The organism is Pseudomonas sp. UTLPPB19802 (assembly GCF_059730225.1).
The window spans coordinates 5,582,916-5,607,588 of the sequence record NZ_AP048545.1 but is presented as its reverse complement, the minus strand read 5'-3'; the positions used below and the strand labels follow the sequence as shown (position 1 = coordinate 5,607,588).

The window sequence follows — 24,673 nt, the reverse complement described above, 5'->3', positions numbered from 1 at the left end:
TTGTCATGAGTCAAGCTTCAGCAGGGCGTGAGCTGTTTCGGCGGTATCGCAGTGTCTGGAAACAGGCGTGGGCGCAACGCAAGCTGCTCGACGCGCCCAAGCGTCTTCCCCATGAGGTCCAGTTTCTGCCGGCAGCGTTGGCGTTGCAGGATCAACCGGTCCATCCCGCGCCGCGTTACATCCAGTGGGTCATCATGTCGTTTGCCCTGTTGGCCTTGCTCTGGTCCATCTTCGGCCAGATCGATGTTGTGGCCACGGCGACCGGGAAGGTTGTTGCCAGCGGTAAGAGCAAGACGATCCAGCCGAGTGAAGTGGCTGTCGTTAAGTCCATCAAGGTGCACGACGGACAGGTGGTGAAGGCGGGGGAGGTGCTGGTCGAGCTGGACACCAGCGTCACGGGCGCTGACATCAAACGCCTTCAGAGTGAGTTGCTCGCGGCGCAGGTGGACACTGCACGTGCGACAGCGTTGATTGAGTCTATCCAGACGGGCAAGGAACCTGGCTCTTTGGTAGGGCGCATTCCCAAAGCTGCCCCTGAGCAGGAGATGGCGGCCCAACGATGGTTACAAGGCCAGTACCTGGAACTGCGCAGCTCGATGGAGCAGATCGATGCGGAGATTGAACAGCGTTCCGCCGAGATCCAGTCCACCAAGGCAACGTTGGCCTCCTTGCAAAAGACGCTGCCGATCGCTCGCCGCTTGGCCGAGGACTACCAGCAGATGCTGGAGCAGCAGTACGTGCCCCGCCATGCCTACTTGGAAAAGCAGCAGGCTCTCCTGGACCAGGAGCGGGATCTGGCCGTGCAGCAATCGCGTCTCGCCGAGGTTGGGGCCTCGAAAAAAGAAGCCGAGCGTAGGCGGTCGGTACTGCTGGCCCAAACACGGCGCACGATGCTGGACCTGCAACAGCAGTCGGAACAGAAGGCGGCGTCACTCACCCAGGAGCTCAACAAGGCCGAGCAACGCGATCACTTGATGAGCCTGACCGCTCCTGTGGACGGTACCGTTCAGCAATTGGCGGTGCACACCATTGGCGGCGTGGTGACCGCGGCGCAGCCGCTGATGGTCATTGCTCCAAGTGACCAGCCAGTGGAGGTCGAGGCGATGTTCGAGAACAAGGACATTGGCTTTGTGCGACCTGGGCAACCGGTCACCGTGAAGGTTGAGACCTTCACTTTCACCAAGTACGGAACGGTGGATGGTGAGGTGGTGAGCGTTTCCAGCGATGCCATTGAGGACGAGAAGCGAGGGCCAATCTATAGCAGCCGTATTCGCTTGCTCAAGGATAAGGTCAATGTGCAAGGGAAAGAGGTTTTGCTGTCTCCCGGCATGTCGGTGACGGCGGAGGCGAAAACGGATAAGCGGCGCGTGATCGAGTACTTCTTGAGTCCTCTGGAGGCCTATGCGAGTTCAAGTTTGAGCGAGCGATAATCGCACTGTGCCGGTTTCTCCGATGGGGGTTTGATACGAATGGATGAATGTGCGCGATCAAAAATATTTTCTCAGATTCTCTTAACGGTAGCACTTTTTTTGTGTGGCTCGAAGGTGTTTGGTAGCTGTGAATTTTACTTTGATAGTGGTCCGAAGGTAGTGTTCAAAGGGGCGGATGCGGAGTGCAAAAAAAATTAGATTTAATGGGGCTGTTTTGACGTTTCATATTAACTATCCAGGCGGGGAAGTGTTGAGTAGCAGGGCCATTAATGGTTCTGCGGTTGTTGTCCGTGTGCGCAAAATGTCGAGCGACTTGATTCGTGGTGATGTAGGTATTAAATACATGTCGTTGGCTTCCAGTCTTGACGGTGTTGAGTTTTACGAGGCAAGAGATAGGAAGCTATTCAGGTTCAAGGGCGTAGATGGTCAGTGGGTGTATGTTGGTGGAGGTGATGTTAGCGAGGGTAATAGGGCGTTTCAGGGATTAGAAATTCTTTATCAATTTTCAAGGGGGTATGCGGATTTCAAGGCCGTTGATGATTTTGTGTTGGGCGTGTTGACTTCAAGAGTAGCCAGTAAGAATTAATGGAGTGAATGATGGCTTTGTTGGATTTGACTGCGTCGCAGTTGGGGGAGTTGAATCGCTTGCAATCGATCGAGGTGTACCCGGAAGCTTATTTGTATATGAGAAATCTTGTTGATGCCCAAGCATCAATTGCGCCGGATGGAGACACATCAACTGCATTGCTTGAGCTCCCAGATTGGCTGGCTGTTGCTATGATCGCCAAGGTAAATGAGCCAAGTATCCGCAATAATTTTAATCGTGGATCCTCAATGCTTGCGGCTGCCTCGCAAGGTCGCACTTTAACGGATGCAGGCTTTCAGCTTTCGTCTAACTCTATTCCGAGAAAAGCTCTTGATCAAGTTGTCTCGAGTAAGGGGGGCTGAGTTCGGTACGATCATTGAGGCGGATGTACAGCCAGCAGTTCAGAGGTTGCATCTAAAAGAATGCGGTTGGGCTAGTGCTTTAGGCGGGTTAGTAGCTGGCTGAGGGTTGGATCTGTAGGGTATGCGCTGAGTGATGTTTAAAAAATTTTGATTGATAGGTGAAGTTATGGATCTGGTTTTCGTGGGGTGTGTGCTGTTGGTGGGTGGGGTTGGGATTTTGTTATATGTAGCTAATATTTTTGGATATTCGCGAAAAATTAGAAATAGGATCGAGGGTCTAAAATCAGGGCGAGAGTTAAGTCAGCAAGAGAAACAAGAGCTTATTTATTATAAAATAACAAAGTGGTCGCGGTTTGTAGGTGTTTTTTGTACTCTTGTCGGTTTTTTGATTTTGCTTTTTTTGTATTTTAAGGGGTGAAATTGATGAGTGCTGCTGAAAATATTGAAAAAGCGACGAATGCAGTCCAACTTGTCTCAGGTATCATGGGGGATAAGCTGGGTGGGCCTTGGGGTAAGGCGTATGCGATGTTTGTTTCTGGCCAGGGTGGGCTGGTCGGCAGTTTTTCAAAACTCTTTGATAAAATAGATGACGGTACGGCTACAGGCAGGGATGTAGCGGGTGTAATATATGATGTTGCTTCGGTTACTGCTGGTTTTGGTGTAATCGCTGGGCTAGCGAGCCCTTGGGTTTTAGCTGCCGTGACCGTTGCTGGTGTGGGCTTATTTTTATATGATGCGGTTCCGGTAGCTTACAATTGGTATATGGAACATCGGGATGAGGCGGCAAAAAATGGTGCTAATAATCCGTTCATTCCAAATGATCCGTTAGTACTCTCTGCTTATGAAAATTTTGCTGCTGGTTTTTCACCTCTTTCAGGTGTTGGTGAAAAGGTAAGTAGTAATTTTGTTTCTGCGCTGAATTTCATTCCTCGTGCTGATCCTCTTGCGTTAGACCTAGACAGCGATGGCATTGAAATTGTTTCTGCTAACTCTGGTGTAATATTTGATTTTGATGGTGATGGTGTCAAGACCGGGACAGGGTGGATTAAGGGCGATGACGGATTCCTGGTTCTTGATAGAAATGGTAACGGACAGATTGATAATGGTCGTGAGCTGTTTGGCGTAGACACCATCAAGTCGGACGGCACCAAAGCCCGTAATGGTTTTGATGCGCTGAGTGATTTGGATAGTAATGGCGACGGCATATTTAATGCCCAAGATACCGAGTTCGCGAATGTTCGCGTGTGGCAAGATAAAAACCAAGATGGTATCTCTCAGGCAGATGAACTAAAAAGTCTAAGCGAGCTACATATTCAGTCAATTAGCTTGGCATCGACTGAGTCCAACCAGAATTCTGATGGCAGCATCATCAGTGCTACTGGCACCTTTACTTTTGCTGATGGACATACTGGCACCGTAAATGGTAACCAGAGCCTTGCAGCGAACCTCGACCTGGCATCAAACCCATTTTATCGGGAATTCACTGACAAGATTTCTTTAAATGAGGCAGTCAAGGCGTTGCCTGACATGACCGGCTCTGGTGCAGTGCGAGACCTGCGCGAAGCATCGATGCAGAGCAATCAGTTAAAAGCAACATTGGTGGCATACAGCCAGGCACAAAGCCGTGACGAACAATTTGGCTTGATCGATCAGTTACTTGCAGATTGGGCCAAAAGCTCAAATTATTCGAATCTGGATAAGCGCATTGACGCCCTTGATACTGGAAATATCGACGTACGTTTTCAGTATTCATGGGAGGTCAGCGGGACTACGCCAACAGCCGGACAGCAAGCCATGCGGCAACTGTTGGAGCGAATCAAGGTATTAGAGGTTTTTAATGCCCAGAATTTCTTTAATTTTCATTCTGGGGCAGTTGTTAACGACTATTATCAACTGTCGATGACCTTCGGAACTATAAATGGAGGTGGTCTGATCTCCTCCGTGGATGGAGTTGCAACTGTTACGGAGGCAAATCTTGGATTGGATATAAATCAGACCTATCTGATCAATCAGGCTTATGAGGAACTGCGTCAGTCAGTCTATACAGGTTTGCTTTTCCAGACCCGCTTGAAACCGTACATCGACAGCGTCGAGATGAAGCTGGAGGGCGGGACGCTGAGTATGGACTGGTCTCCTCTCAAAGCGGTTTTTCTGGAGCGGTCCGCCGTATCTTTGACCGGCGCCTTTGAAGAGTTTCAGGATCTGGTGCAAAGCCCCCTGATATCCGGCGAAGTCAAAAATCAGATCATCTCCGACGTGGGGCTCTGGCTCAAGGACGGTAGGCTGGATGTTGTCGGTTCAGAGGGAAATGACAAGATAACCAGTATCGAAGGTTATATCAGCATTTTGCAAGGTATGGGCGGTGATGACACGCTCATTGGTGGCTCTGGCAATGACCAGCTAGATGGTGGGGATGGCAATGACAGTCTGGCTGGAGGCCTTGGCAACGACTCCCTAGTTGGTGGCGCCGGCAATGACACATTGGAAGGCGGCGATGGTAACGACATCCTCAACGGCGGATCCGGCGACGACACGCTCAAGGGCGGATACGGCAACGACATCATGGCCGGCGGCACAGGAAACGATGTGCTGATTGGCTCCACCGGCAATGATATCTACCTCTTTGAGTTGGGCGATGGGCAGGACACCATCTATGAAGCAGAATCCATGTGGACCACGGACGTATTGCGTTTTGGCGCTGGCATCCAGGCTTCGGACATTCAGGTCAGTCGAGACGGCGTGAACCTGGTATTGCAGCACAGCAATGGTCAGGACCGCGTCACGATCGCGAACTGGTTTTTGACGGATTATGGCTTTAGCAACTACTACCAGGTAAACCGTGTTGAATTCGCCGATGGCACCGTGTGGGGGCAGCAAGAGCTCACTGCTGCGGTCCTGACGGTTTATGGTACCGAAGGTGATGACACCCTCAGCGGTATGGATCATGTCAACGATGATCTTCGTGGTCTGGGCGGCAACGACACCCTCTATGGATTGGGAGAGGATGATCGTCTGGACGGCGGAGACGGCGACGACAAGCTCTACGGTGCTCAAGGCAATGACGTGCTCGAAGGCGGTGCCGGCAACGACATCCTGGAGGGCGGGGAGGGCAATGACACCCTCAGTGGTGGGTCAGGCAACGACACCCTGGAAGGCGGAGATGGCAACGACATCCTCAGCGGCGGTTCAGGTGACGACACCCTCAAGGGCGGCTACGGCAACGACATCATGGCCGGCGGCACAGGGAACGATATCCTGATCGGTTCAACCGGTAACGATACCTACCTCTTTGAGTTGGGAGACGGTCAGGACACCATCTATGAAGCGGAATCCATGTGGACCACTGACGTGTTGCGTTTTGGCGCTGGCGTCCAGGCCTCTGACATACAGGTCAGTCGAAACGGCGTAGACCTTGTACTACAGCACAGCAATGGTCTGGATCGAGTGACGATCGCGAACTGGTTTGTGACGGATTATGGCTTTAGCAACTACTACCAGATTAACCGTGTTGAATTCGCCGATGGCACCGTGTGGGGACAGCAACAGCTCAGTGCTGCGCTGCTGACTACTTACGGAACCGAGGGTGATGATTCCCTAAGCGGTATGGATTATCTCAACGATGATCTTCGTGGCCTGGGCGGTAACGACACTCTTTATGGCTTGGCAGGCAACGACCATCTGGATGGCGGGGCCGGCGACGATAAGCTCTACGGTGGTCAAGGCAATGACGTGCTTGAGGGTGGGGCCGGCAACGACATACTGTACGGTGAAGAGGGGTATGACACCCTCAGTGGCGGGGATGGTAACGACACGCTGGAGGGTGGGGATGGCAATGACACCCTCTACGGCGGCGCAGGTGACGACATGCTTAAAGGCGGGTATGGCAGCGACATCATGGCCGGTGGTACAGGCAACGATGTGCTGATCGGCTCTACTGGCAGCGATACCTATCTCTTCGATCTGGGGGACGGACAGGACATCATTTATGAAGCGGAGTCGATGTGGACCACGGATGTGTTGCGTTTCGGTGCTGGCATCCAAGCGTCGGACATTCAGGTCAGCCGAGACGGTGTGGATTTGGTGTTGCAGCACAGTAACGGTCAGGATCGGGTGACGATCGCGAACTGGTTTGTACCGGACTATGGCTTCAGCAACTACTACCAGGTGAGCCGTATTGAGTTCGCCGATGGCACCCAGTGGTCTCAGGCGAAATTGACGGCGGATACCCAAGTCAGTACTTCGACCGTCACCGCGAAAGATAATGAGGGTGTCAGTCAGTTTTCAAGCTTAAGTAGCGACGCAGATATGGAGAGGCAGACCAACAGCCTTGTTGACGCTATGGCAGGGTTTGGAGTCCCTGCGGGCAGCCTGACAAGCTTTGGTGTAAGCCAACCGTCGCAGCTTGATGCAGTGATTGCTGCAAGCGCGAGCTAGTGATCCCCAGCAACAGCGGTCGAGCACTTCGGTTCTTGGCCGCTACTGCTGGTGCTCAACGCGCAGTTCTGAGAAAACCCTTCTTGCATCTCCATTGAGTCAGGGCACTGAGCGGCTTCGACAGTACGGTAGCCTCTGGCAAAACACCTTGTAACGCCCTGGCAGTTCGAACTCCACACCCGCAACGGTACATTTGATCAGCAGCCCTCGCTGCATGACTGACCAAGGCAAGGAGTGCCTGCGTATGGTGTATGAGCGATTCCCCGTCGTCATTGACGGCAAACCCTTCTCCACGACGTTCCAGGCCAAGGACGAGTTCGCCAGCGCCTGGAAGGCCGTGCTCGAAAAAGCCTACGGCCGCACCCACGCCATCTGTCGCTGCCCCGGCAAGGGCGAACGCAAACTGGCCATCAAGCGTCGTGACGACACCGATGGCTTTCACCTGGCCCGCTTCGCCGGCACAGGACCTGAACACGCCAACGAGTGCCGCTTCTATGCCCCCGCTCCTGAACGTTCAGGCCTGCAGGGCTATGAGGTGGGTGTGGTCGAGGAGGGCGATGACGGTACCCTGCGGGTTCGTCTGGCCCGAGGCCTGATTGAGTTACCCGCCAGGGTAGGCGGCGCTCGCGACGATCGTCTTCAACAGCATTTCAGTGGTACCCGCAAGCGCACCATGACGCTTCTGGGGCTGCTCTGCCTGCTATGGCAGGAAGCCCGGTTGAACATCTGGTACCCCGCGATGGAGGGCAAGCGCAACAGCGCACAGGTTCATGGCCTGCTACGAAAAACTGCTCGGCGCATCAAGGCCAGTCGAGTGGCCCTCGACGAAGTGCTGGTGGTATGTGCGACACCCAACTCCCGTGCTGAGACGGCCAACAGGGCTGTGGCGCGGCAAGTGAGCAAGGCGGGGCGCCGGGCCCTGGTGATCTCTCCATTGGCGCGCTTTGATGCCGGCAAGTACGGTGCCTCGATGTCCAAGCTGCCCTTGGCGGGGCCTTATGGCATTCCGTACCTGAGCATGGCGCCTGAGGTCTGGGAGGACGCCCTGAAACGCTTTCATACTGAGATGGGGCTGTGCCCATCGACAACAACCAAGTCGAGAACCAGATACGGCCATGGGCACTCGGGCGCTCGAACTGGCTGTTTGCCGGGTCGCTGCGCAGTGGTAAACGGGCGGCTGCGATCATGAGTTTGATCCAGTCGGCGCGCATGAATGGGCATGATCCGTATGCCTACCTCAACGATGTGCTGACACGACTGCCGACACAGCGGGCCAGTGAGATCGGGCAATTGCTACCGCATCTGTGGGTACCGGCCTGACTTACGCAAGGTGAGTTGGGCGGACGCTTACGAACTATCGCCTGGCCTGCACGCTGATGAACGCCCGCAAGAATCACTATCAGGGCGTCCTGGATCCGTTCGAGGTCGAGGAGGGATGGTTTCGCCTTGAGCTGGTCAGCTACCAGGTCGTGCCAGGCGAGGATCTAGATGTCGAGATTGAGGCACGCGTGCGCGCCACGATTGATCGCCTGAAGTTGAATGACCATGATTGCCTGAAGGTCCGTGAAGAGTACGCCACGGCCTATTTCGACGGCGAGATCTCACTGGACTATCTGCGCCGGCGTGCGCCGTTCCTGGCAATGGAGCTTGAGGCTCAGGGTGTGATTGCTCCTAGGCAGCAGGGAGCTCAGTCAATGCTGTGCGAGTGACCACTTCCTGAGGATGTGGCCGGTCTGAGTCGCTCGCATGCGATAGGAGCACATTGTTCAAAGGTAGCATTCGACTGCGTGGGTGCAGGCGCAAACGGAGCATCTAAGACGTAAGAAAATATGGATATTGTCTATGGCGAGAGTTGATCTGAATGTTCCGTTTTCCCAAAAGGACTTGGCGAAATCACTCGGTGCGCGTTGGGATCCGCAGGCGAAAGTCTGGTATGTGCCTGACGGGGTTGAAATCGGGCAGATGGAGCGATGGGTGCCCCCACCCGATAAGTCAGAGCTGGAGCACCAGCCCGAATTTAGAACCAGATCACCTTACTACTACGTTATGGAGTCGATATCCGATTGTTGGAAATGCTGTGCCCCGACACGCGTGTTCTCATTCCGGCTTCCTGACGAATACGAACAGTTTCATGACATTGAGGAGTACGAAGATCCTCAGGTGTTCACGCTGACCAGTAACCTGGGTCAGTGGAAAAGCCGAGGCTACGGAGGCACGGTGTCTGACGTCGGCAGCCTATCTCCTCAAGTACTGAAGCGGATTCGCCAGTTCACAGGGATCTTTAGGCTGGACTACAGCAAAATGGCTGGATGTCGTTACTTCATGAATCACTGCCAGCACTGTGGTGCGAAGCTTGGGGACTTCTACATGCATGCGGAACCCGGTGGTGCCTTCGTCCCGATGTCTCCAGAGCAAGCCGGCAAAATCACTCTCCACAGAATCAACGAGCGCTTCGATGCAAATTGCGGTGTCGGATTTGCAACGCAAGACTTCATGGAGTGGATGCAGGTCAGAGAGTAAGGCGGCCCGTTTCGGCGATGTGCTCGGCTGATATCGCGCAGAAGAAGTGGAGGACAATTTGCTCTGCAACTGCACGAACCTCCGGTGCCTGAATGACACCTTATAAAAACCACGTTCACCTGGTCCTCTGGCAGACTCCGCACACCCGTACAGGCAATCGTGAACTGTCATTGGAACCGATCCAGGCGCAATGCTTGTCACCGCCAACGCAAATATGACCCCTGGGCCATCATGGCGGTTTTGAACTGCCGAGATGTTGACCCAGGAGCAGTCAGTACAATCGCCCGTCAGGGCATGGGCATCAAAACCATCGCGCACACGCTGGGTTGTCGCGCAACACCGTGCGCAAGTACCGACGTGGCGAGGCCGAGTCGCCGCGCCATACAGGGCGGGAGCGCGTCCGGAGAGGCTTGGCCCATCAAGGTCTATCTGCAAGAGCGCGTGGAAGCGCCCCTGCCGCATTGGATTCCTGCGACGGTGTCGTTGCGTGAAGTCCAGGAACAAGGCTGCACGGGCGGCATCAGCCGACTCAAATCCTACCTGGCGCCGTTCAAACGTCCGCGTCAATAAGCCCGCAAGCAGGCGACGCCAGTGTCAAGCTCTACGGGCGCCGCCGTATCAAACGGCAAGGCCTACACCAGTGGGTAAGCCGGTCCAAACAACTGCTGCGTGATCGTTTTGAACCAATCCTCGGAGAACAAGGCTTCCCGCGTCAGATCGTCCTGCGAGGCATCCTGTGCGGTCAGTCCACCGGACAGTTGGATGATGCGGTTGTTGGATGCATCCAGGCCGTAATGGTGGGCGATCGAGATCGCGTAGTTCGGCTCCAGCAGGCTGAAACAGGCGTTCATGTAGTGGGGGGGCGGCGCTGGGTTGCCGGCCGCCTCGGTTGCGATCGCGAAGGCGCAGACCTTGGCCTGGGAGGCGGCAGAGAAGGCTGACTTGGGCATGGTCGCGGCATCGCAGGCGTCGCCTACGACATACACATTCTTCATCAGTGCCGACTCCATGGTGGCCTTGTTCACAGGGCACCAGCCACTTTCATGGGTCAGGCCGGACTGGGTCAGCATGTCTCCGGCATGTTGAGGCGGGATCAGGTTACAGACATCGGCAGTAATGGTTTCACCGCTCTCAAGTTTTACCTGCCGTCGCTCAACATCGACACTGATGACCTTGCCACCGTGGTTGCCGCTAATGCGTTCAATCAAGCTGCCCGGTGTGCCGGAGCCGTACAAGCGCTCCCAGCCTTGCTGGAAGAGTGGCTGCTTCGAGAAAGTCTCGCTTGCATCTGCAATGATGAGTTTGGCTTTGGGTTTGTGGGTTTTCAGGTAGTGTGCCACCAGGCTTGCGCGTTCATAGGGACCTGGAGGGCATTTGTAGGTGCCAGCAGGGGTCGTGAGTACGAACACGCCGTTATCTGGCATCGTGCTCAATTGCGACTTGAGGGCGTTGAATTGCGCTTCACCTCCCCAGGCATGAGGAACCTTCAGTGTATTGTTCTCAGATAACCCTTCGATGTCCTTGTAGCGGAACTGCACGCCTGTGGCGACGATGATCTTGTCGAAGGTGTATGAGCCACCTTGCTGCGTGAGCACCTTACCCGGTTCGATGGCGCTCACCCTTTCCTGAACCCAGCGCACGCGGTTAGCCCAGTTCGTGTAATCAAAGCGCAAGTCGCTATCGGGCCGCATCGCGCCCAATGCCTCATTGGATTTGAAGCAGGTGTGATAGTCCCGGCTGCTTTCCAGCACGGTGATATGGGTGTTAGGCATGAGCTCAAGCAGGTAGCGCGCGGCCATCAGCCCTCCAACGCCGGCACCGACGATACCGATCCGCATACCGGCTCCCGTGCTAGAGGGGCTGGCAAAGGTGTAGCTGGCCGCAATGCTGCCAAGAATGGAGGCCAGAAAGGTGCGGCGGTTGAAGTTGAATGATGAGGTCATGTTCGGTTGGAAACTCAGAGAATGGAGAGAAGGAGCTCGGCCTTGGTTTCGAGCTGGGCAGAGGTGGGAGCGCTGTTCAGCAGTTGGCTGGCCAGTTGGCGGATGGTGGTCGCCTTGAAGAGGGCCGATGCGTCCAGTTGAACGTCGAACAGGTCGCGAATCTGGGCAATGATGCGGATGGCCGTCAGCGAGTAGCCGCCCAACTCGATGAAGCTGTCGTTCACGCCAATGGGTTCCACTTTCAGCACCTTGCACCAGATACGCTGCAGCACCTGTTCCAGCGCCTGCTCGGGGGCTACGTAGCGCGCACTCAGGCTGGGGCGTCCGCCGGGCGCGGCTGGCAGTGCTGCTCGGTCAAGCTTGCCGTTGCGCGAGCGAGGCAGTTCGTTCAGCCACAAGTAGGCGCGAGGAAGGGCATAAGCTGGCAGGTGCGAGTACATCCAGTCTCGCAACTCGATCTGCGTCACCTCCGGCTCTGTACCACAACTGACCAGATAGGCGACCAAGCGGTCGTCGGAGTCCGCCTGATGGACCACTGCCGCTTCGGCAATACCGGGGTGGGCGCGTAGCCGGGCCTCGACTTCTTCCAGCTCAAGGCGGTGACCGGCGATCTTGACCTGGCGGTCACCACGTCCCAGAAAGACCAGAGCGCCTGTTTCATCGAGCAGAGCGCTGTCACCGGTGCAGTACAGGCGCCCCCCGGCGGCATCCGGCAAAAAGGCTGTCGCCGTCATGACCGGTTCGCCGACATAGCCCAGGCTTACACCTGCGCCGCCGATGTAGAGGGTACCAATGCTGCCTTGTGGGACGGGATCAAGCTGATCATCAAGCACAAAACAGGTCGTTGCCGTAATCGGTGCGCCAATGGTCTGTTTGTTCGGTTCCAAGCGTGCCACGGTCGACCAGATGGTGGTTTCGGTGGGACCGTAGACGTTCCAGGCCTCGTCCGCGACCTGGCACAACCATTCGCCGAGTTGAGTAGGCAGGGGCTCGCCCCCTACCAGCACCTGGGTTTGTGGTGTGCGCTGCCATCCCCTCAGGCGCAAGGCCCCCCACAGTGAAGGTGTAGCCTGAATGACGGTCTTGCCCGTGGTGTGTTCAGTCATCTGGTAGGCACTGGGCGTCAGGGCCTGCTCTCGGGTCAGAACTTGCAGCATGGCGCCGCTGACCAGCGGCAGACCGAATTCGAGCAGGCTGATGTCGAAGCTCAGCGCCGAGGTCAGCATGACCCGGTCACCCGGTCGGGTGCCGAGTAAGGCGCGAAAGTGCAGCAGCACATTCGTATAATTGCTATGGGTGACTTCGACGCATTTAGGTGTCCCTGTCGACCCTGAGGTATACATGCGGTAGGCGGGCAGCCCCGGGTCAATCGCCAACTCAAGGCCAGCCGGCACGGAGCGTGCCTCATCTTCCAGGACTTGAAGGCTCTCCCATGGATGCGAAGGCACCCGGTGGGCGTTGTCCTGGTGATCCATCACGAACGATGTGTCTCGCAGGATGTGAGCAAAGCGCGGCGGTGGGTCCTGGGCATCCAGTACCACGAAACACGCACCGGTGCGCAGCACGCTCAATATGGCCACCGCCAGGTCTGCACCGCGGGGCAGCAGGAGCCCTACTACGCTGCCGGGACCTATGCCTCTACTTGAGAGCGCTGAGGCCAGTGCGCAAGAGCGGGCGGCCAGTTGGCGGTAGTTGAGCAGGCCATCAGATGAGCGTATGGCCTGAGCCTCGGGGTTCAACCGGACTTGCTCGTCGAAAAGACTCAGCACGTTGCATGGGCGGGACTCAACCGGTGTATCGCCGATCAATACTGACGGACGTAGCTGCGTGAGCTCCAGCAGCGTTGGCAGGGGGGCGTCGATGCTGTTGGCCAGTGAGTTCAATGCACCCTGGTAGCATTGCGCTGCCTGCTTGGCCCGTGCCTGGCTGAAATGGCGTGTATCAAAAGCGAGGGTGTACGAAATCTGTCCAGTGGTGGGCTCGACGTTGAAGCTAGCCGTCAGCGGAAAGCTCGTGACCTCGTGCGCAAAACGATCGTGTTGCACCAGTGCCGGCGTGGCAGCAATGCGGTTGTGAAAGTTGGTGAAATAAAACAGGGAGTCGGATAGACGTTCCACACCGGCTTCGCGTTGAATTTCGGAGAATGGCAGTCGCCGGTGACTGAAGGCTTCGCGCTGTTGCTGGCCAATGCGCTGAACGAGTGTGCGCCACGTCTCGTTGGCAACCGTCGCGCGTACCGGTAGGGTATTGATATAGAGCCCGACGGCACGCTCTGCATCTTCCTCATCCAGGCGCACGTTAGTCACGTGGCAGGAGAGAATCTCCCGTTGTCCTGTCAGTAGGCGCAGCGCCACCAGGTGGGCGCTAAGCAGCAGCACGGCCAAAGGCTCACGGGATTGGCGCGTGGCCTCGTGCAGTGGTGTATGGAGCAATCGAGCCGGTAGCGTGACGCAGTGATGCCAATGGGACTGGGAGCCATTACTCTCCTGTGGCGCGGCACCCTGCGGTGCCAGCGGTGTGTGGGGGGCATCGGCTAAGTAGTTGCGCCAGTACGCACGCGTCTCGGTAGAACGCAGGGCGGCCTGCTCCGCAGCGACGAAGTCACGGTATCGGCTGGCGGGTGGTGCAAGGGCGACCGGGCGTCTTTCGACCAATGCTCGGTAATCAGCAAACAACTCCGTATGGATCTGCTGGTCACTCCAGCCGTCCATGATCGCATGATGGAAACTGACACTGAATTGAATGGTCTGCTCATCCAGCCGGTAGGCCTGCATGCGCAGCAACGGCAGCGATCGTACGTCAAAGCCGATCTCGCGCTGCTGGAGTATCCATTGCTGGATCCTGAGCTGTTGTTCCTCTGGCGACAGCGCCGACAGGTCTTGGCATTCAAGCACGTTCACGCCCTGTGACCAGACGTGCTGTACCCCACCGCCCTCATGGGTAACATCGAAGGTTGTGCGCAGCCCAGGATGGCGGGCCACAAGCTGGCGCGCCGCCTGCTGCAGACAGGCTTCATCCAGTTGCAAGCCGAGGCGGTAGCTGAAGATATCGTGATAGCGCCCGTCCACCTCGTTCTGGAAAATCATACCTATTTGCAGGTGCGAGATGGGGAAGCTTTCCTCGATACCGGCCGCAGACGGCGGGTTGGAGGCAGTTGAGGTGGAACCCGATGAGGCAGGGGGCTGCTCCAGCGGGGCGATGGCCGCTGCCAGATCGCGCAGCACCGGGTATTCGAACAGGTGCTCGACTGAGAGCATCAGCCCTTGTTTACGAGCCTCGACGGCGACCGTTATGGCCCTGATCGAATCACCGCCTTCGGCGAAGAAGTGGCTGGATGGGCCCAACTCGGGTGTGCCGAGCACTTGGCTCCAGATGACGGCCAGCACCGACTCGTGACCTTGAGCGAGTTCGTCTGTGGTGGGGCGATCGGCCTCCTCCAGATGGGTCAGCAGCCAACGTTCGTCGATTTTGCCCTGAGGTGTGCAGGGCAAGTGATCGATGATCACGATACGGTTGGGTAGCATCAGGACCGACAACTGAGTGGCCAGCCAGGCATGAAGATCGCGTACCTGGACCGCTGCGCTGATCGTTACCGCGCAGACGATGGTCGGTTCCGCCTGCTCGGCCATCGGCCGTGCAAAGGTGTGGCAGCCCGAGACGGCCGGGTGGCGTAGCATCTGCGCGCTGATTTCGCCGGGCTCGATGCGGACGCCATTACGCTTGATCATGTCATCAAGCCGGCCGAGGTAGACATGATGGGCGCTATCCGTCTGCCTCACGCGGTCACCGGTCCGGTAGAGCCTCGTCCCCGGCGAGTGGGCATGGGGATGGGGCAGGAAGCGCTGTGCGGTTTCTCGGGGGTTACCCAGGTAGCCTTGAGCCAGCTGTTGCCCTGCAATATAGAGTTCGCCCTCTGTACCAGGCGTAACAGGCTGTAGTTTGGCATCAAGGACAAACAGCTCGGTGCCGGGTGTTGCCGAGCCGATGGAAACCGGCCCCTGCACCAGCGCGTCAGCGGGCTCGCTGTGAACACAGCAGCCGACGGTGGCTTCCGTGGGGCCGTATTCGTTGTGCACGATGGACGCCGAGCGGCGCAGCGAAGGTGGCAGCATGGCACCCGATAGGGCCGCGCCTCCCACGACCACGTGATCTGGCCACTGCAGCGGCTGTGGGGTCAGTGATTCCAGCGCTTTGATGCCCTGCAGGTGGGCGGGGGTCAGCTTGATAAATGAAAGGGGTGTTTCAGTCGCTAACAGACTGTAGAGCGTCTCCAGTGAGCACGGATCGGGCGCGAAACGGATCGTTTCACCGGCGAGCAAAGGCAGCCAGAGGCACGTTTGGGTGAAGTCGAAGCCCAGTTCCGAGTGCACGAGGGTGCCGCCGTGTTTGTCGCTGGCGTAACGGGCGCTTGCCCAATTCAGGTATGCGGCGAGAGCGCCATGGCTGACAGCCGAGGCCTTAGGTACACCGGTCGAGCCGGAAGTGAACAGGATGTAGGCAACCTCGGCAGGGTCAGGCTGGTGAGCACTGTGCTGATCGTCTTGGAGGGCGGACACGGGAAGGGTCGATGGTACGAGCACCGCAGGCCAGTCAGCCGTGCCATCGCTCGGTAAGTCGGTGCATACGAGCAACTGCACGCCTGCGCGCCGACATCCGTCACTCACCCGACTGCTAGGTGCATCGCCCGAGAGTGGCAGTACGGTGCCGCCGACGCGCCAGACGGCGAGCCACCAGACGATCCATGGGATACCGCGGCGTAATTGCAGGGCCACAGTGTGGCCGGGGCGGACATCGTGGGCACGCAATGAGGCGGCGGCCGCTCGGACGGCCTGGTTCAGTTGGGCATACGACAGGGGCGTATCCTGAGCCAACAGCGCGGGTCGGTCCGGATGTTCGAGAGCCCAACGTTCCACGGCTATGCCGACATCGTGGCCGCTGGCCAACGTCGCGCTTGCAGGGGCCTGCCATGGATACGAACCCAGGCGTATGCCTGCGGGCATGGCACCCGCCTGCAGCAATTGGCCCAAGTCTGCCGCCGCAGCGGCCAGTTGTGTTGCACTCAGCCCTCGTCCGGTCAGGAGCAGTTGTCCAGGCTGCGTCACCTCAAGTTGCAACAGGGCATGTGAGGGCGGGGTTTTGAGTTCAGCGGTGTTCACAAGCATCCCGGCGAAGTGTTGGGGCAGGGGACAGGCTGGGATGAACAGGAATGGCGATTCACGGTGAGCGTGCTTGAGTGAGCAATCAAAATGATCCGTACAGGCGATATCGCTCTCCACCTGCTTGGTGATGACAGCGGCCGCTTGCTGGGCATCAATGCTCCAGTCGACGTTGAACGGCAGGCGTAACAGGCGACCGATGGGGCCGACCAGATCTGCGTCTTCGGCAAACCGAGCACCGGCAGCGAAATAGTCCGACACAACCTGGCTGCGGCGTGCCCAATGCGACAGGAACAGTACCCAACGTGCAAATAGCCAGCCTTCGCTGACGACGGATGGGCAGCTCAATGCAATGCGTTCAACGGCCTGCCGAGCGCCCATCGCCGATACTTCTGCGCTCAGATTTGCCTGCCTGGCTGCCCAATAGTCGGTGCCTACCGGGTCGAGTAGCAGGGCGTGGTAGCCCTCTGACAGGTCGGCATATTGAAGGACCAGGCTGGTCTCAGGCAGGGCTACATCCAGGTAGCGGTCGGAGAGCCGTTCAAGCAGGGTGGCAACCGACCAGGGGTCTGCACTCCAGGCGCTGACGCTCAGCTCAAGCACACAACCTTCTTCAGTCTCATGCAGGGCGATAGCGAAGGGTAATCCTTGCGCAGGCTCTGGGAGGCTCTGCGGTAAGACCGCAAGCGGCACGTGGGCCGAGACCCGTTGTACAGGTTCGCCCCCCTGCGCTGAGGCATGCACGGTAGTGCGTAGAATTTCATACCGCTGCGCCACGGCATTGAAGGCGTCCAGCAGGCGCTCCCGCTGCAGCCTGCCGGGTAGGTTCAGACGGGCCACGTAGTGCTGCGCTTGCCTGTCGCGGGTCCAATGTGCCTGTTGCTGAGGCGACAACGGATAGCCAGGCGATGCCTCTTGCTGATCGCTGTTCATGTCGTTGGGGATCACACTGTTCATTGAGGCTCCGTGCTAGCGGATCGTTTGACCCATCATCAGCCTGACATCGCGTGGGCCTTCATAAGCGCAACGACCGTGCGCCATCAGGAGGTTGTCGATGATCAGAACATCGTCCTTGTTGAGCAGCAGTCGGCGCTCGCACTGTGCGTAAGCGGCGCGTAACTGTGCCAATTCATCTTCTTCAATTGGCGTACCGTCCCCGTAGAAGGATCGATTGGGTAGGTAGCCTGCTCCGTAGAGGTCCCGGATAGAGCTGCGTACGGCGTTGTCCAAGCTGCTTTCATGAAAGAACAGCGCATGGTTGAACCAGCAGGCCTCGCCAGTGATCGGGTGTGTAGCGATAGCGCTGGCGGTACGAGACAGGCTCAGGTTGCTCGGCGAATGCCAGTTGACCCCATAGCCGGCATCGCGGCAGATCGTATCGACTTGCTCTTGCTGTTCGCACTGGAAAACGTATTGCCAAGGCATGCCCAAGGGTGGCCCCAGTTCACGCCTATACAACACACCCCGCTCTTCGAATTTCTTGCGCAGCGCTGGCGACAGTTGAGCCAGTATGGCGCGGGAGTCCGCGAGCAGATTCTCGCCTCCGCAGAGCGCTGGTGAAGCGCACCAGAAGAACAGTGTTCCCGGCCATTGCTGGGCGTAGGCATTCTCGTTATGCAGGTCTATACGCTGGTGGGCCGGGTGCTCTGTGGCGGTGTAGAGCTTCTCGCCGAGACTGGTGCGGGGTGTAGAGCGCTCGGTGTAGTTGAGCAGCTCACCGCACAGACCGAGGGCCAACTGCTCCAGTTCTTGAGCGCAGACGCCGGTGAAACCTCTGAGCAGCACTGCACCGTGGCGGCGCAACTGCGTTGTCAGCTGCGCTCGCGCCTCAAGGATTGCACTTGCCAGTGAGACGTTACCTCGGCACGGTTGAAGGCATGGCACGGGGCATTGGTCATCGACCTCCATGAGCTGAAGCGTCTGCTGCGCCAACCCAGCAGGCCGGCGTCGCGCGCTTTGCAGGTGTGCGAGCAACGCCGAGGCGGGCTGGCGCTGTGCTGATGGCACGCGCTCAGCTCGCCGCGTGGCCAGGGCTTGTCGTTGCTGCTGGATATCGTCTATGTATGCCAGTCGCGAGAGCACACTGAGAAAGTCATCCCAGAGTGCCAGCATGGCGTGCTCTGAATGACAGGTCGCGTCAAACACCAGGCTTCCCGAATAACCCACGGCATCGCGCTGCAGGTTGATCAGGATGCCGAACTTGGCCTCGCTAGGGGCGAGCCTGCGTTCTTCGATGACCAGACCGTGCGGGTTTTTCACTGGCGAGTGCGTGTCATTGAGAACGAACTTGATATCGAAATGCGGTGCCAGGTGCGTTTGTCTCGACTGACGCCATTGCGACACAAACCACTCATAGGGGTAGGCCTGATGGCTGAATGCATCCGTCAGTTGGTGTTGGCAGGCTTTTACGATTTGGCCGGCATTTCCCCTTTCGGGTAGGCGCATCGGCAACAGCAACTGATTTACCATCATGCCGGCGATCTGCTCGAACTCGGGGCGTTCGCGGTTGCGCGCGTCCGTTGCGATCATCACCGGGTGACCCGTCTTGGCATCTTCCAGGGCCAGACAGAGCGCGGTGATCAGGACGCTGAGTTCGCCGACGGTGTGCTGTTGGGTCAACTGGTCGACCACCTGCATGGGGCGCTCGGTGATGGCAATGGGCAAGTGCCCCGCCACTCGTGCTGGCGCTGATGAAGCCTGGGCCGAGGTCTGGATCTCGGATGAGGCACGACAGTGGTTGGCCTGTTCAGCCCAGAAGGCTGCCAGGTTCTCTCGCCGACTTGCCAGGTGCCTGGCCTGCCAGTCGGCGAAGTCTACGTACTGCCAGGAGGCTTGGGTGTGCTCGAGGTTTTCGCCCGCCTGCAGACGGCCATAGTCGCGTAACCATTCACCTAGCACGAGCCGCAGGGTCGCGCCATCGCTCACAATGTGATGCATGACAAGGCACAAGCAATAGGTGTCGGCGTGTGTGTCCAACAGCAGGGCGCGTATGACCCGGCCGTTTTCAAGGTCGAAAGGTTCGTCGATAAAGTGGCGCAGTACCTGCTCGAGCGGCGCCTCACCGGCAGTCGCGACATGAAAGTCCGGTGTCAGATCCTCGCACCAGCGTTGCCGGTACTCACCCTGCTCGAAACGGTAGGCTGTGGTGAAGATTCGGTGGCGTTTCACAAGGGCTTCGAACGCTTGCCTGAGCGCAGATCGTGAGAGGGCGCCATCGATGTTCAACACCACATGATCGTGGTAGGCACGCGTTTCACCCCGCCCTTGTACAATGAGCATCGCGCGCTGCGCCGACGAAACCGGGTAGTCCTCGCTGCGGGCGACCTTGACCAGTTCGGTTCCCTGTGAGCGTGCCTTCGCGGCTTGCAAGGTTCGATGGTGGCCGATGAGCGTGGGTGCGCTGTAGAAATCACGCAGCGAGACTTCAGCGCCGAAGTGAGCGTTGGCGCGACCGAGCAATTGCAGGGCGATGAGTGAATTACCACCGGCGTGGTGGAAGCTGGCATGACCGTCGAATTGGGGGAGTGCCTCCTGCCATAGACGGCGCAATGTCTGGAATGCAGTGCGCTCCGAAAGGTTGGTGGGTTCTGCATACGGGGATGATGTTCCCTGCACACACCGTTGCCGATACAGAGCCTGCAGTTGCTGCGTATCAACCTTCTGACTGGTGGTCAGCGGAAGCTCGCAAAGGCAGATGATGTCATGGGGTAGGGTGCCGAGCTCCCAGAGGCCCGACAGATGGTTTAGCACCTCTTGGGCCAGTGTATCGCTGGCCTTTTCCCTGGGTACCACGAAGGCGACAAGGGTAGAACCCACTTGCGTCCCGTTGGTGTTGCAGGCGAGCACATAGGCGTCGACGATCGCTGGATGGCGCACGAGTGCATCGCGCATCGCGGACAACTCGACCCGGTGACCATTGATCTTGAGCTGCGAATCCTGGCGGCCCATGAAGATCAGTCGGCCGTCCTGGTCCATGACGGCGCGGTCGCCTGTGGCGTAGAGTCGTGCGCCTGCTGGTCCGAACGGATCAGGCAGGAAGGCGGTCGCCGTTTGTGCCGGTTTGCGCCAATAGCCTTGCGCAACGCCTGCACCTGCAATGTACAACTGTGCCTCAACACCCTGGGGTACCGGCTGCAATTGGTCGTCGAGCAGGTAGATTTGCACGCCGGCCAGCGGGGTGCCAATGCTCACGGTGCCATTGCGCCGTGCGGGTATAGGGCAGCAGGTGGCCCAGATCGTTGCTTCGGTGGGGCCATAGAGGTTGGCAAATGGTGCCCCGCAAGCCCTACGCATCCGCCGCAGCAGGCTTTCGTCAAGTGCCTCGCCGCCGACAGCCCAAAAAGTGAGGTGCTCCAATGCAGGTGGCAATTGCCCGTCTTGTTGAAGCAGCAGCCTCGCGGCAGACGGTGTGCATTGCAGGTGAGTGGCCGGCGGATGGGCAAGGTTGGCAGCTTCAGGTTGATCAGCCTTGCGCGCGTTTGCCAGTCGTTCCAGGCTCGTCGTGACCTTTTCCAGGGGCAGTCCAAAATCGATGAGGCAGGCCACTTCGTCCACGCCCAGGCGATAGAGTTGACGCAGACGCTGGATGGCGGTGTGTTCACCACAAACCAGACTGCGGTCATTGATCAGTCGTTGCGTAGCCGCTTCAATCAGGTGATCCTGTGAGTGGATCTCCACGTGAGGGGCCAGGCTTCGCAGTGCGTCACTTGCACCGGCCAGATAACGGGCCAGTAGCGGGTGTGCTGTCTCGGTGGCGTCAGCGTCGTCCAGGCCGATGTAGGTATGCAGCATCAACACGACCCGCCCTGGCGGTACGTCGTCACCTTGGCAGGCTTGCCATGTCCGGCGATAGCATTCGATGTTGCGAGCCAACTGCTCGATATCCTGTTCCAGCAAGTGGGTCAGGATATCCAACCCTTGCTCGGCAGCGGCTTCGAATTGCTCTGGGCGGTTGGAGATTGTCATGGACAAAGGGATATCGGCCAACGGGGCGATCGGCAGGCTCGCGTCGAAGTAGCGGCCGTCAGGGTCGTGGTAGGCAACTGACTGACCGTGCCATAGCGCTCTTAGCTCATGGATTTGCTGCAGGCGCGTCTCCACCCGCTCCGAAATCGGCCGATGGGCCAGAATGAAGTCAGCCGGGTTCCAACCGCAGGCGAGCGACAGGCCTGCCCGGCCACCTGATAGGCGCCAGACGCTGGACCAATCCTCGGCGAGTCGGACGGTGTGCTGCAGCGGTCCGATCACACTACCGGCTCGGATGGCGATGCGTTGTGTCAGGGCGGCCAGATGGGTTGCGGTCAGTGCAGGATTGGAGAAGAAACCACCGAAGGCGGTGAAATGCCGTTCCGGTGTCCACAGCGTGGCAAAGTCGTTACGGTCCCCCCACTGTGCTGTCTGTTGCAGCAGCGCCAGATGATCTGACGGTGTGTAGTCATGGGTCGAGCCAAAGTAGAACAGGCCTAGCGCAGGCAGTTGACCGGCGGTGCCTGGCACCTGGCTCGACGGCCTTTGGCACAAGGCTGCAAGCGAGCCCACTCGGACTCGCAAGCCCCGGCTCATGGACCACAGCAATTCCAGCGTCGAGATGTCGAAGGACAAGCTGGAGACAGCGAGCCACACATCACCGGGTGAATGCGTAATGCGGCGGTCCATCGCACTACAGAAAGCCTCCAGGTTGCCGTAGGAGACCACTACACCCTTCGGTCTGCCGGTTGAGCCTGACGTGTAGAGCAGGTAGGCCGGAAGGTCGGGGCAGGGCGGCGTTGCCAGCCGATCGTCGGGGAGTGAAGAGCGATCGTCCAGCCAGCGTGAGATGTCCTGCCACGGGCCTGACAGGTTGCTTCGTGCACTGTCAGTCAGCAGCCAGTGTGCCGAAGCGTCGTCAAGGATCAGTTGCAACTTGGCCGGTGGAAGATCCGGCGCCAGCGGCACGTAAGTTAGGCCGCTGGCAAGGCAGGCCCATATCGCGCACAGCGTTTGCTGATTGCGATCACCCAGGATGGCCACCCGGTCACCCTGTCTTGCGCCCAGGCTGCTGAGGCTTGCAGCAACAGCGCCAGCCCCCTGAAGCATCTGTGTGAAGGTGAAGGTCGAGCCGTCTTCTGTGTCCAATGCAATGTCTGTGGGCCTTAGCATCGCGTGCTTGAGTAGTGTCTGCCACAGCGAGGACCGGTCATCAGGTCGCAGGGAGGGGCCTTCCAGTCGGGCCAGGAATACGTTGTCTGGCGCAAGCTGGCCGCTGAGCGCTGCCGGATGTTCAAGCGCCCCGCACAGTTGCACCAGCAGGCTGCGAAAGCCCTCGGCGAAAGAGGTTATGACCTCCTCGCGATACAGGGCCGTGTCATGCTCGATCCACACCTGCAGATCATCATGACCTTCGGCCAGGTAAACGCTGAGATCGAACTTGGTGACACCGGTTTCCAGGTCCAGCATCGCCATTTCCACTTCGCCAAGTTGAAGCGGTGGGATCGGGTTGTTCTGTAGCGCGAACAGGATGGACGGTGGTTCGCTGAAGAGGTGCGCCACTTCATGCGCGATGCTGTAAAGCGAAACGTCGCCATGGCGCATCAGGTCGCGCAGGGTGGTTGACAGGCCTGAAACAAAGGTCGGTATTGAATCGTCTGGCGCGCAGTGATGACGCACGATCACGGTATTGGCCAGGTAACCGATCAGGTGTTGGCGCTGGCGTTCATGCCGGTTGGCCGACAAGGTGGCGATGGCCACGTCGTTGTTGCCGGTGCGGTAGGCCAGAAAACGCAGAAATGCACCCAGCAGCAGTTGGTAGCGCGTTACGCGTAGCGCCCGTGCCGAGCCATCGAGCATCGCCATGAGGCCATCGAAGCGATACTTGAGTGTGCGCCCGCGTCGCTGTTGTGGCTTAAGGTGCGCTGTCTGAACGCTGGGCGACAGTCGTGTCCAGCGCGCGCCCTCCAGATGCTGCTTCCAGTAGGATAACGAAGCGAGGTAGGCCGGCTTGCCGGATGCCGCGAGTACATCGGTGACATAATCGTCGATACGGTAGCGGATCTGCGTCGTTTCAGAGCGGGGCGCTGCGGGTTTGCCTGAGTGATAGGCCCTGTAATGGGTCGCGACTTCCTCGACCAGAAGGCCCAGCGACCAGCCATCCATCACCATGTGATGAATGCTGAGTAGCAGAACGGCCTGCCCTGGTTCCAGGATGAGCAGGCAGGCTCGCATGAGTGGGCCGTGCTCTAGATCGAAAGAGCGTCGCGCCTCCAGGCGTGCCCTCTTTGCAACGGCGTACTCTCGCGAGCGTGGGGTGAGGGTGCTCAGGTCGTAGCGTTGCCATGGCAGTTCGGCGCTGGGCTCGATGCGAGCGACTGGTTGGCCATCCACACAGGGAAAACGCATGCGCAGACTGTCGTGCCGAGCCATGGCCAGTCGCAGGCACAGCGCGAGTGCTGTCTCATCGAGTGTTCCCGAAAGCTGCAGCGCGCTCAGGTGATGGTAGGCAGGGTCACCTGCGTGCCGTTGCGCCAACCCCCAGAGGCGCCGCTGCCCCAGAGTCAGGGGCAGTGTCCTCGCAGTGAGCGCTTGCGACGCCTCGACCTCCATGTCCGGTGTCGCCATACCTAGTGAAAGCGGTCGTGGCCGGCGCGGGACGCGCTGCGTGTCAGTGGGGCATGTCCGAGCATGTCAGTCGAACTGCATCACTTGGAAGACATTGCCCTCAGGATCGACGCCGTCGTACATCGTGTAGGCGAAGCCATCGTAGCGCTTGAGCGCGTGCACGGTGACGCCGGCGCCGGCGAGCGTATCGTGATGGGTTTGCAGATCCGAGGAAACCGTAAAGACGATTTTCGTGTTGTGGCCACCGCCTTCTCGCGAGGCTGTTGCTGTCGTGCCTCGAAAAGCCGGGCCGACCAGGTGCAATGCCAACTCAACGGTACCCACATCGAAGACAACCCACTCGTTTTCGATTTCCTCGGTAACGGGCAGGCCAAAGTGCTGTTGGTAGAACGCCTTGAGCAACGCGACGTCCCGTACGTAGATGATCAGCCGAGCCATTTGGGTTGTCATGAGATTTTCCATAATCGTAGAGAAGACCGTGTGCACCTTCAGGCAACGAAAAGGGTGCCTGACCGAATGCGGGTCCTCTGAATGAATCGTTCCATTTGCTCCAGGCACTCAACGTCGTAAGTTACTTGGAGCCGACTCCCATGGGGAGACATGCAGTAAAGCATGGAGCATCATGCCAACTGACACAAGAGGTGTGATC

General features: G+C 58.3%; 10 protein-coding genes and 3 pseudogenes. 9 read left to right on the top strand and 4 right to left on the bottom strand.

Annotation, left to right across the window (positions count from 1 at the left end; all coding sequences use genetic code 11):
* Positions 1 to 5: 5 nt before the first annotated feature.
* From AC6I6U_RS24130 to AC6I6U_RS24090, 9 genes and pseudogenes are all read left to right on the top strand, one after another.
* Positions 6 to 1,430 (top strand): HlyD family type I secretion periplasmic adaptor subunit, encoded by a 1,425-nt coding sequence (locus tag AC6I6U_RS24130; protein ID WP_497878519.1) that lies wholly within the window; start codon positions 6 to 8, stop codon positions 1,428 to 1,430.
* A 214-nt stretch (positions 1,431 to 1,644) separates the two neighbouring features.
* Entirely contained in the window at positions 1,645 to 2,016 is a 372-nt protein-coding gene (locus AC6I6U_RS24125; RefSeq protein ID WP_497878518.1) for a hypothetical protein, read from the top strand.
* Positions 2,017 to 2,027: 11 nt separating this feature from the next.
* Positions 2,028 to 2,378, top strand: a complete 351-nt coding sequence (locus tag AC6I6U_RS24120; protein ID WP_497878517.1) for a hypothetical protein — start codon at positions 2,028 to 2,030, stop codon at positions 2,376 to 2,378.
* Between the two features lie 423 nt (positions 2,379 to 2,801).
* Positions 2,802 to 6,812, top strand: coding sequence for a calcium-binding protein (locus tag AC6I6U_RS24115; protein WP_497878516.1), 4,011 nt, complete (start codon positions 2,802 to 2,804; stop codon positions 6,810 to 6,812).
* Positions 6,813 to 7,026: 214 nt separating this feature from the next.
* Positions 7,027 to 7,650 (top strand): annotated as a pseudogene (locus tag AC6I6U_RS24110) (DUF1173 family protein); the annotation flags it as partial.
* Positions 7,651 to 7,877: 227 nt separating this feature from the next.
* Positions 7,878 to 8,132 (top strand): annotated as a pseudogene (locus tag AC6I6U_RS24105) (transposase domain-containing protein); the annotation flags it as partial.
* A gap of 56 nt (positions 8,133 to 8,188) precedes the next feature.
* On the top strand, positions 8,189 to 8,521 hold the full coding sequence (locus AC6I6U_RS24100; RefSeq protein ID WP_497878515.1) for a hypothetical protein: 333 nt from the start codon (positions 8,189 to 8,191) through the stop codon (positions 8,519 to 8,521).
* Between the two features lie 133 nt (positions 8,522 to 8,654).
* Positions 8,655 to 9,332 carry a DUF5710 domain-containing protein gene (locus AC6I6U_RS24095; RefSeq protein WP_497878514.1) on the top strand — a complete coding sequence of 226 codons (678 nt, stop codon included), beginning with the start codon at positions 8,655 to 8,657 and terminating at the stop codon, positions 9,330 to 9,332.
* Between the two features lie 253 nt (positions 9,333 to 9,585).
* Positions 9,586 to 9,890: pseudogene (locus AC6I6U_RS24090) on the top strand (IS21 family transposase); the annotation flags it as partial.
* 74 nt (positions 9,891 to 9,964) lie between these two features.
* On the opposite strand, the gene AC6I6U_RS24085 reads toward AC6I6U_RS24090, so the two are convergent.
* From AC6I6U_RS24085 to AC6I6U_RS24070, 4 genes are all read right to left on the bottom strand, one after another.
* Positions 9,965 to 11,275 (bottom strand): FCSD flavin-binding domain-containing protein, encoded by a 1,311-nt coding sequence (locus tag AC6I6U_RS24085; protein WP_497878513.1) that lies wholly within the window; start codon positions 11,273 to 11,275, stop codon positions 9,965 to 9,967.
* Between the two features lie 14 nt (positions 11,276 to 11,289).
* On the bottom strand, positions 11,290 to 17,388 hold the full coding sequence (locus tag AC6I6U_RS24080) for an amino acid adenylation domain-containing protein (RefSeq protein ID WP_497878512.1): 6,099 nt from the start codon (positions 17,386 to 17,388) through the stop codon (positions 11,290 to 11,292).
* A 12-nt stretch (positions 17,389 to 17,400) separates the two neighbouring features.
* Positions 17,401 to 24,009: a MupA/Atu3671 family FMN-dependent luciferase-like monooxygenase gene (locus AC6I6U_RS24075; RefSeq protein ID WP_497878511.1), complete on the bottom strand. Its 6,609-nt coding sequence runs from the start codon at positions 24,007 to 24,009 to the stop codon at positions 17,401 to 17,403.
* 81 nt (positions 24,010 to 24,090) lie between these two features.
* Positions 24,091 to 24,474 (bottom strand): VOC family protein, encoded by a 384-nt coding sequence (locus AC6I6U_RS24070; RefSeq protein ID WP_497878510.1) that lies wholly within the window; start codon positions 24,472 to 24,474, stop codon positions 24,091 to 24,093.
* Between the last annotated feature and the right edge of the window lie 199 nt (positions 24,475 to 24,673).

What these genes read in the sequence shown, in the direction of transcription:
- AC6I6U_RS24130 (WP_497878519.1), top strand. Translation starts at nt 6, where the DNA reads ATGAGTCAAGCTTCAGCAGGGCGTGAGCTGTTTCGGCGGTATCGCAGT.
- AC6I6U_RS24120 (WP_497878517.1), top strand. Translation starts at nt 2,028, where the DNA reads ATGGCTTTGTTGGATTTGACTGCGTCGCAGTTGGGGGAGTTGAATCGC.
- AC6I6U_RS24115 (WP_497878516.1), top strand. Translation starts at nt 2,802, where the DNA reads ATGAGTGCTGCTGAAAATATTGAAAAAGCGACGAATGCAGTCCAACTT.
- AC6I6U_RS24100 (WP_497878515.1), top strand. Translation starts at nt 8,189, where the DNA reads ATGAACGCCCGCAAGAATCACTATCAGGGCGTCCTGGATCCGTTCGAG.
- AC6I6U_RS24095 (WP_497878514.1), top strand. Translation starts at nt 8,655, where the DNA reads ATGGCGAGAGTTGATCTGAATGTTCCGTTTTCCCAAAAGGACTTGGCG.
- AC6I6U_RS24085 (WP_497878513.1), bottom strand. Translation starts at nt 11,275, where the DNA reads ATGACCTCATCATTCAACTTCAACCGCCGCACCTTTCTGGCCTCCATT.
- AC6I6U_RS24080 (WP_497878512.1), bottom strand. Translation starts at nt 17,388, where the DNA reads ATGAACAGTGTGATCCCCAACGACATGAACAGCGATCAGCAAGAGGCA.
- AC6I6U_RS24075 (WP_497878511.1), bottom strand. Translation starts at nt 24,009, where the DNA reads ATGGAGGTCGAGGCGTCGCAAGCGCTCACTGCGAGGACACTGCCCCTG.
- AC6I6U_RS24070 (WP_497878510.1), bottom strand. Translation starts at nt 24,474, where the DNA reads ATGACAACCCAAATGGCTCGGCTGATCATCTACGTACGGGACGTCGCG.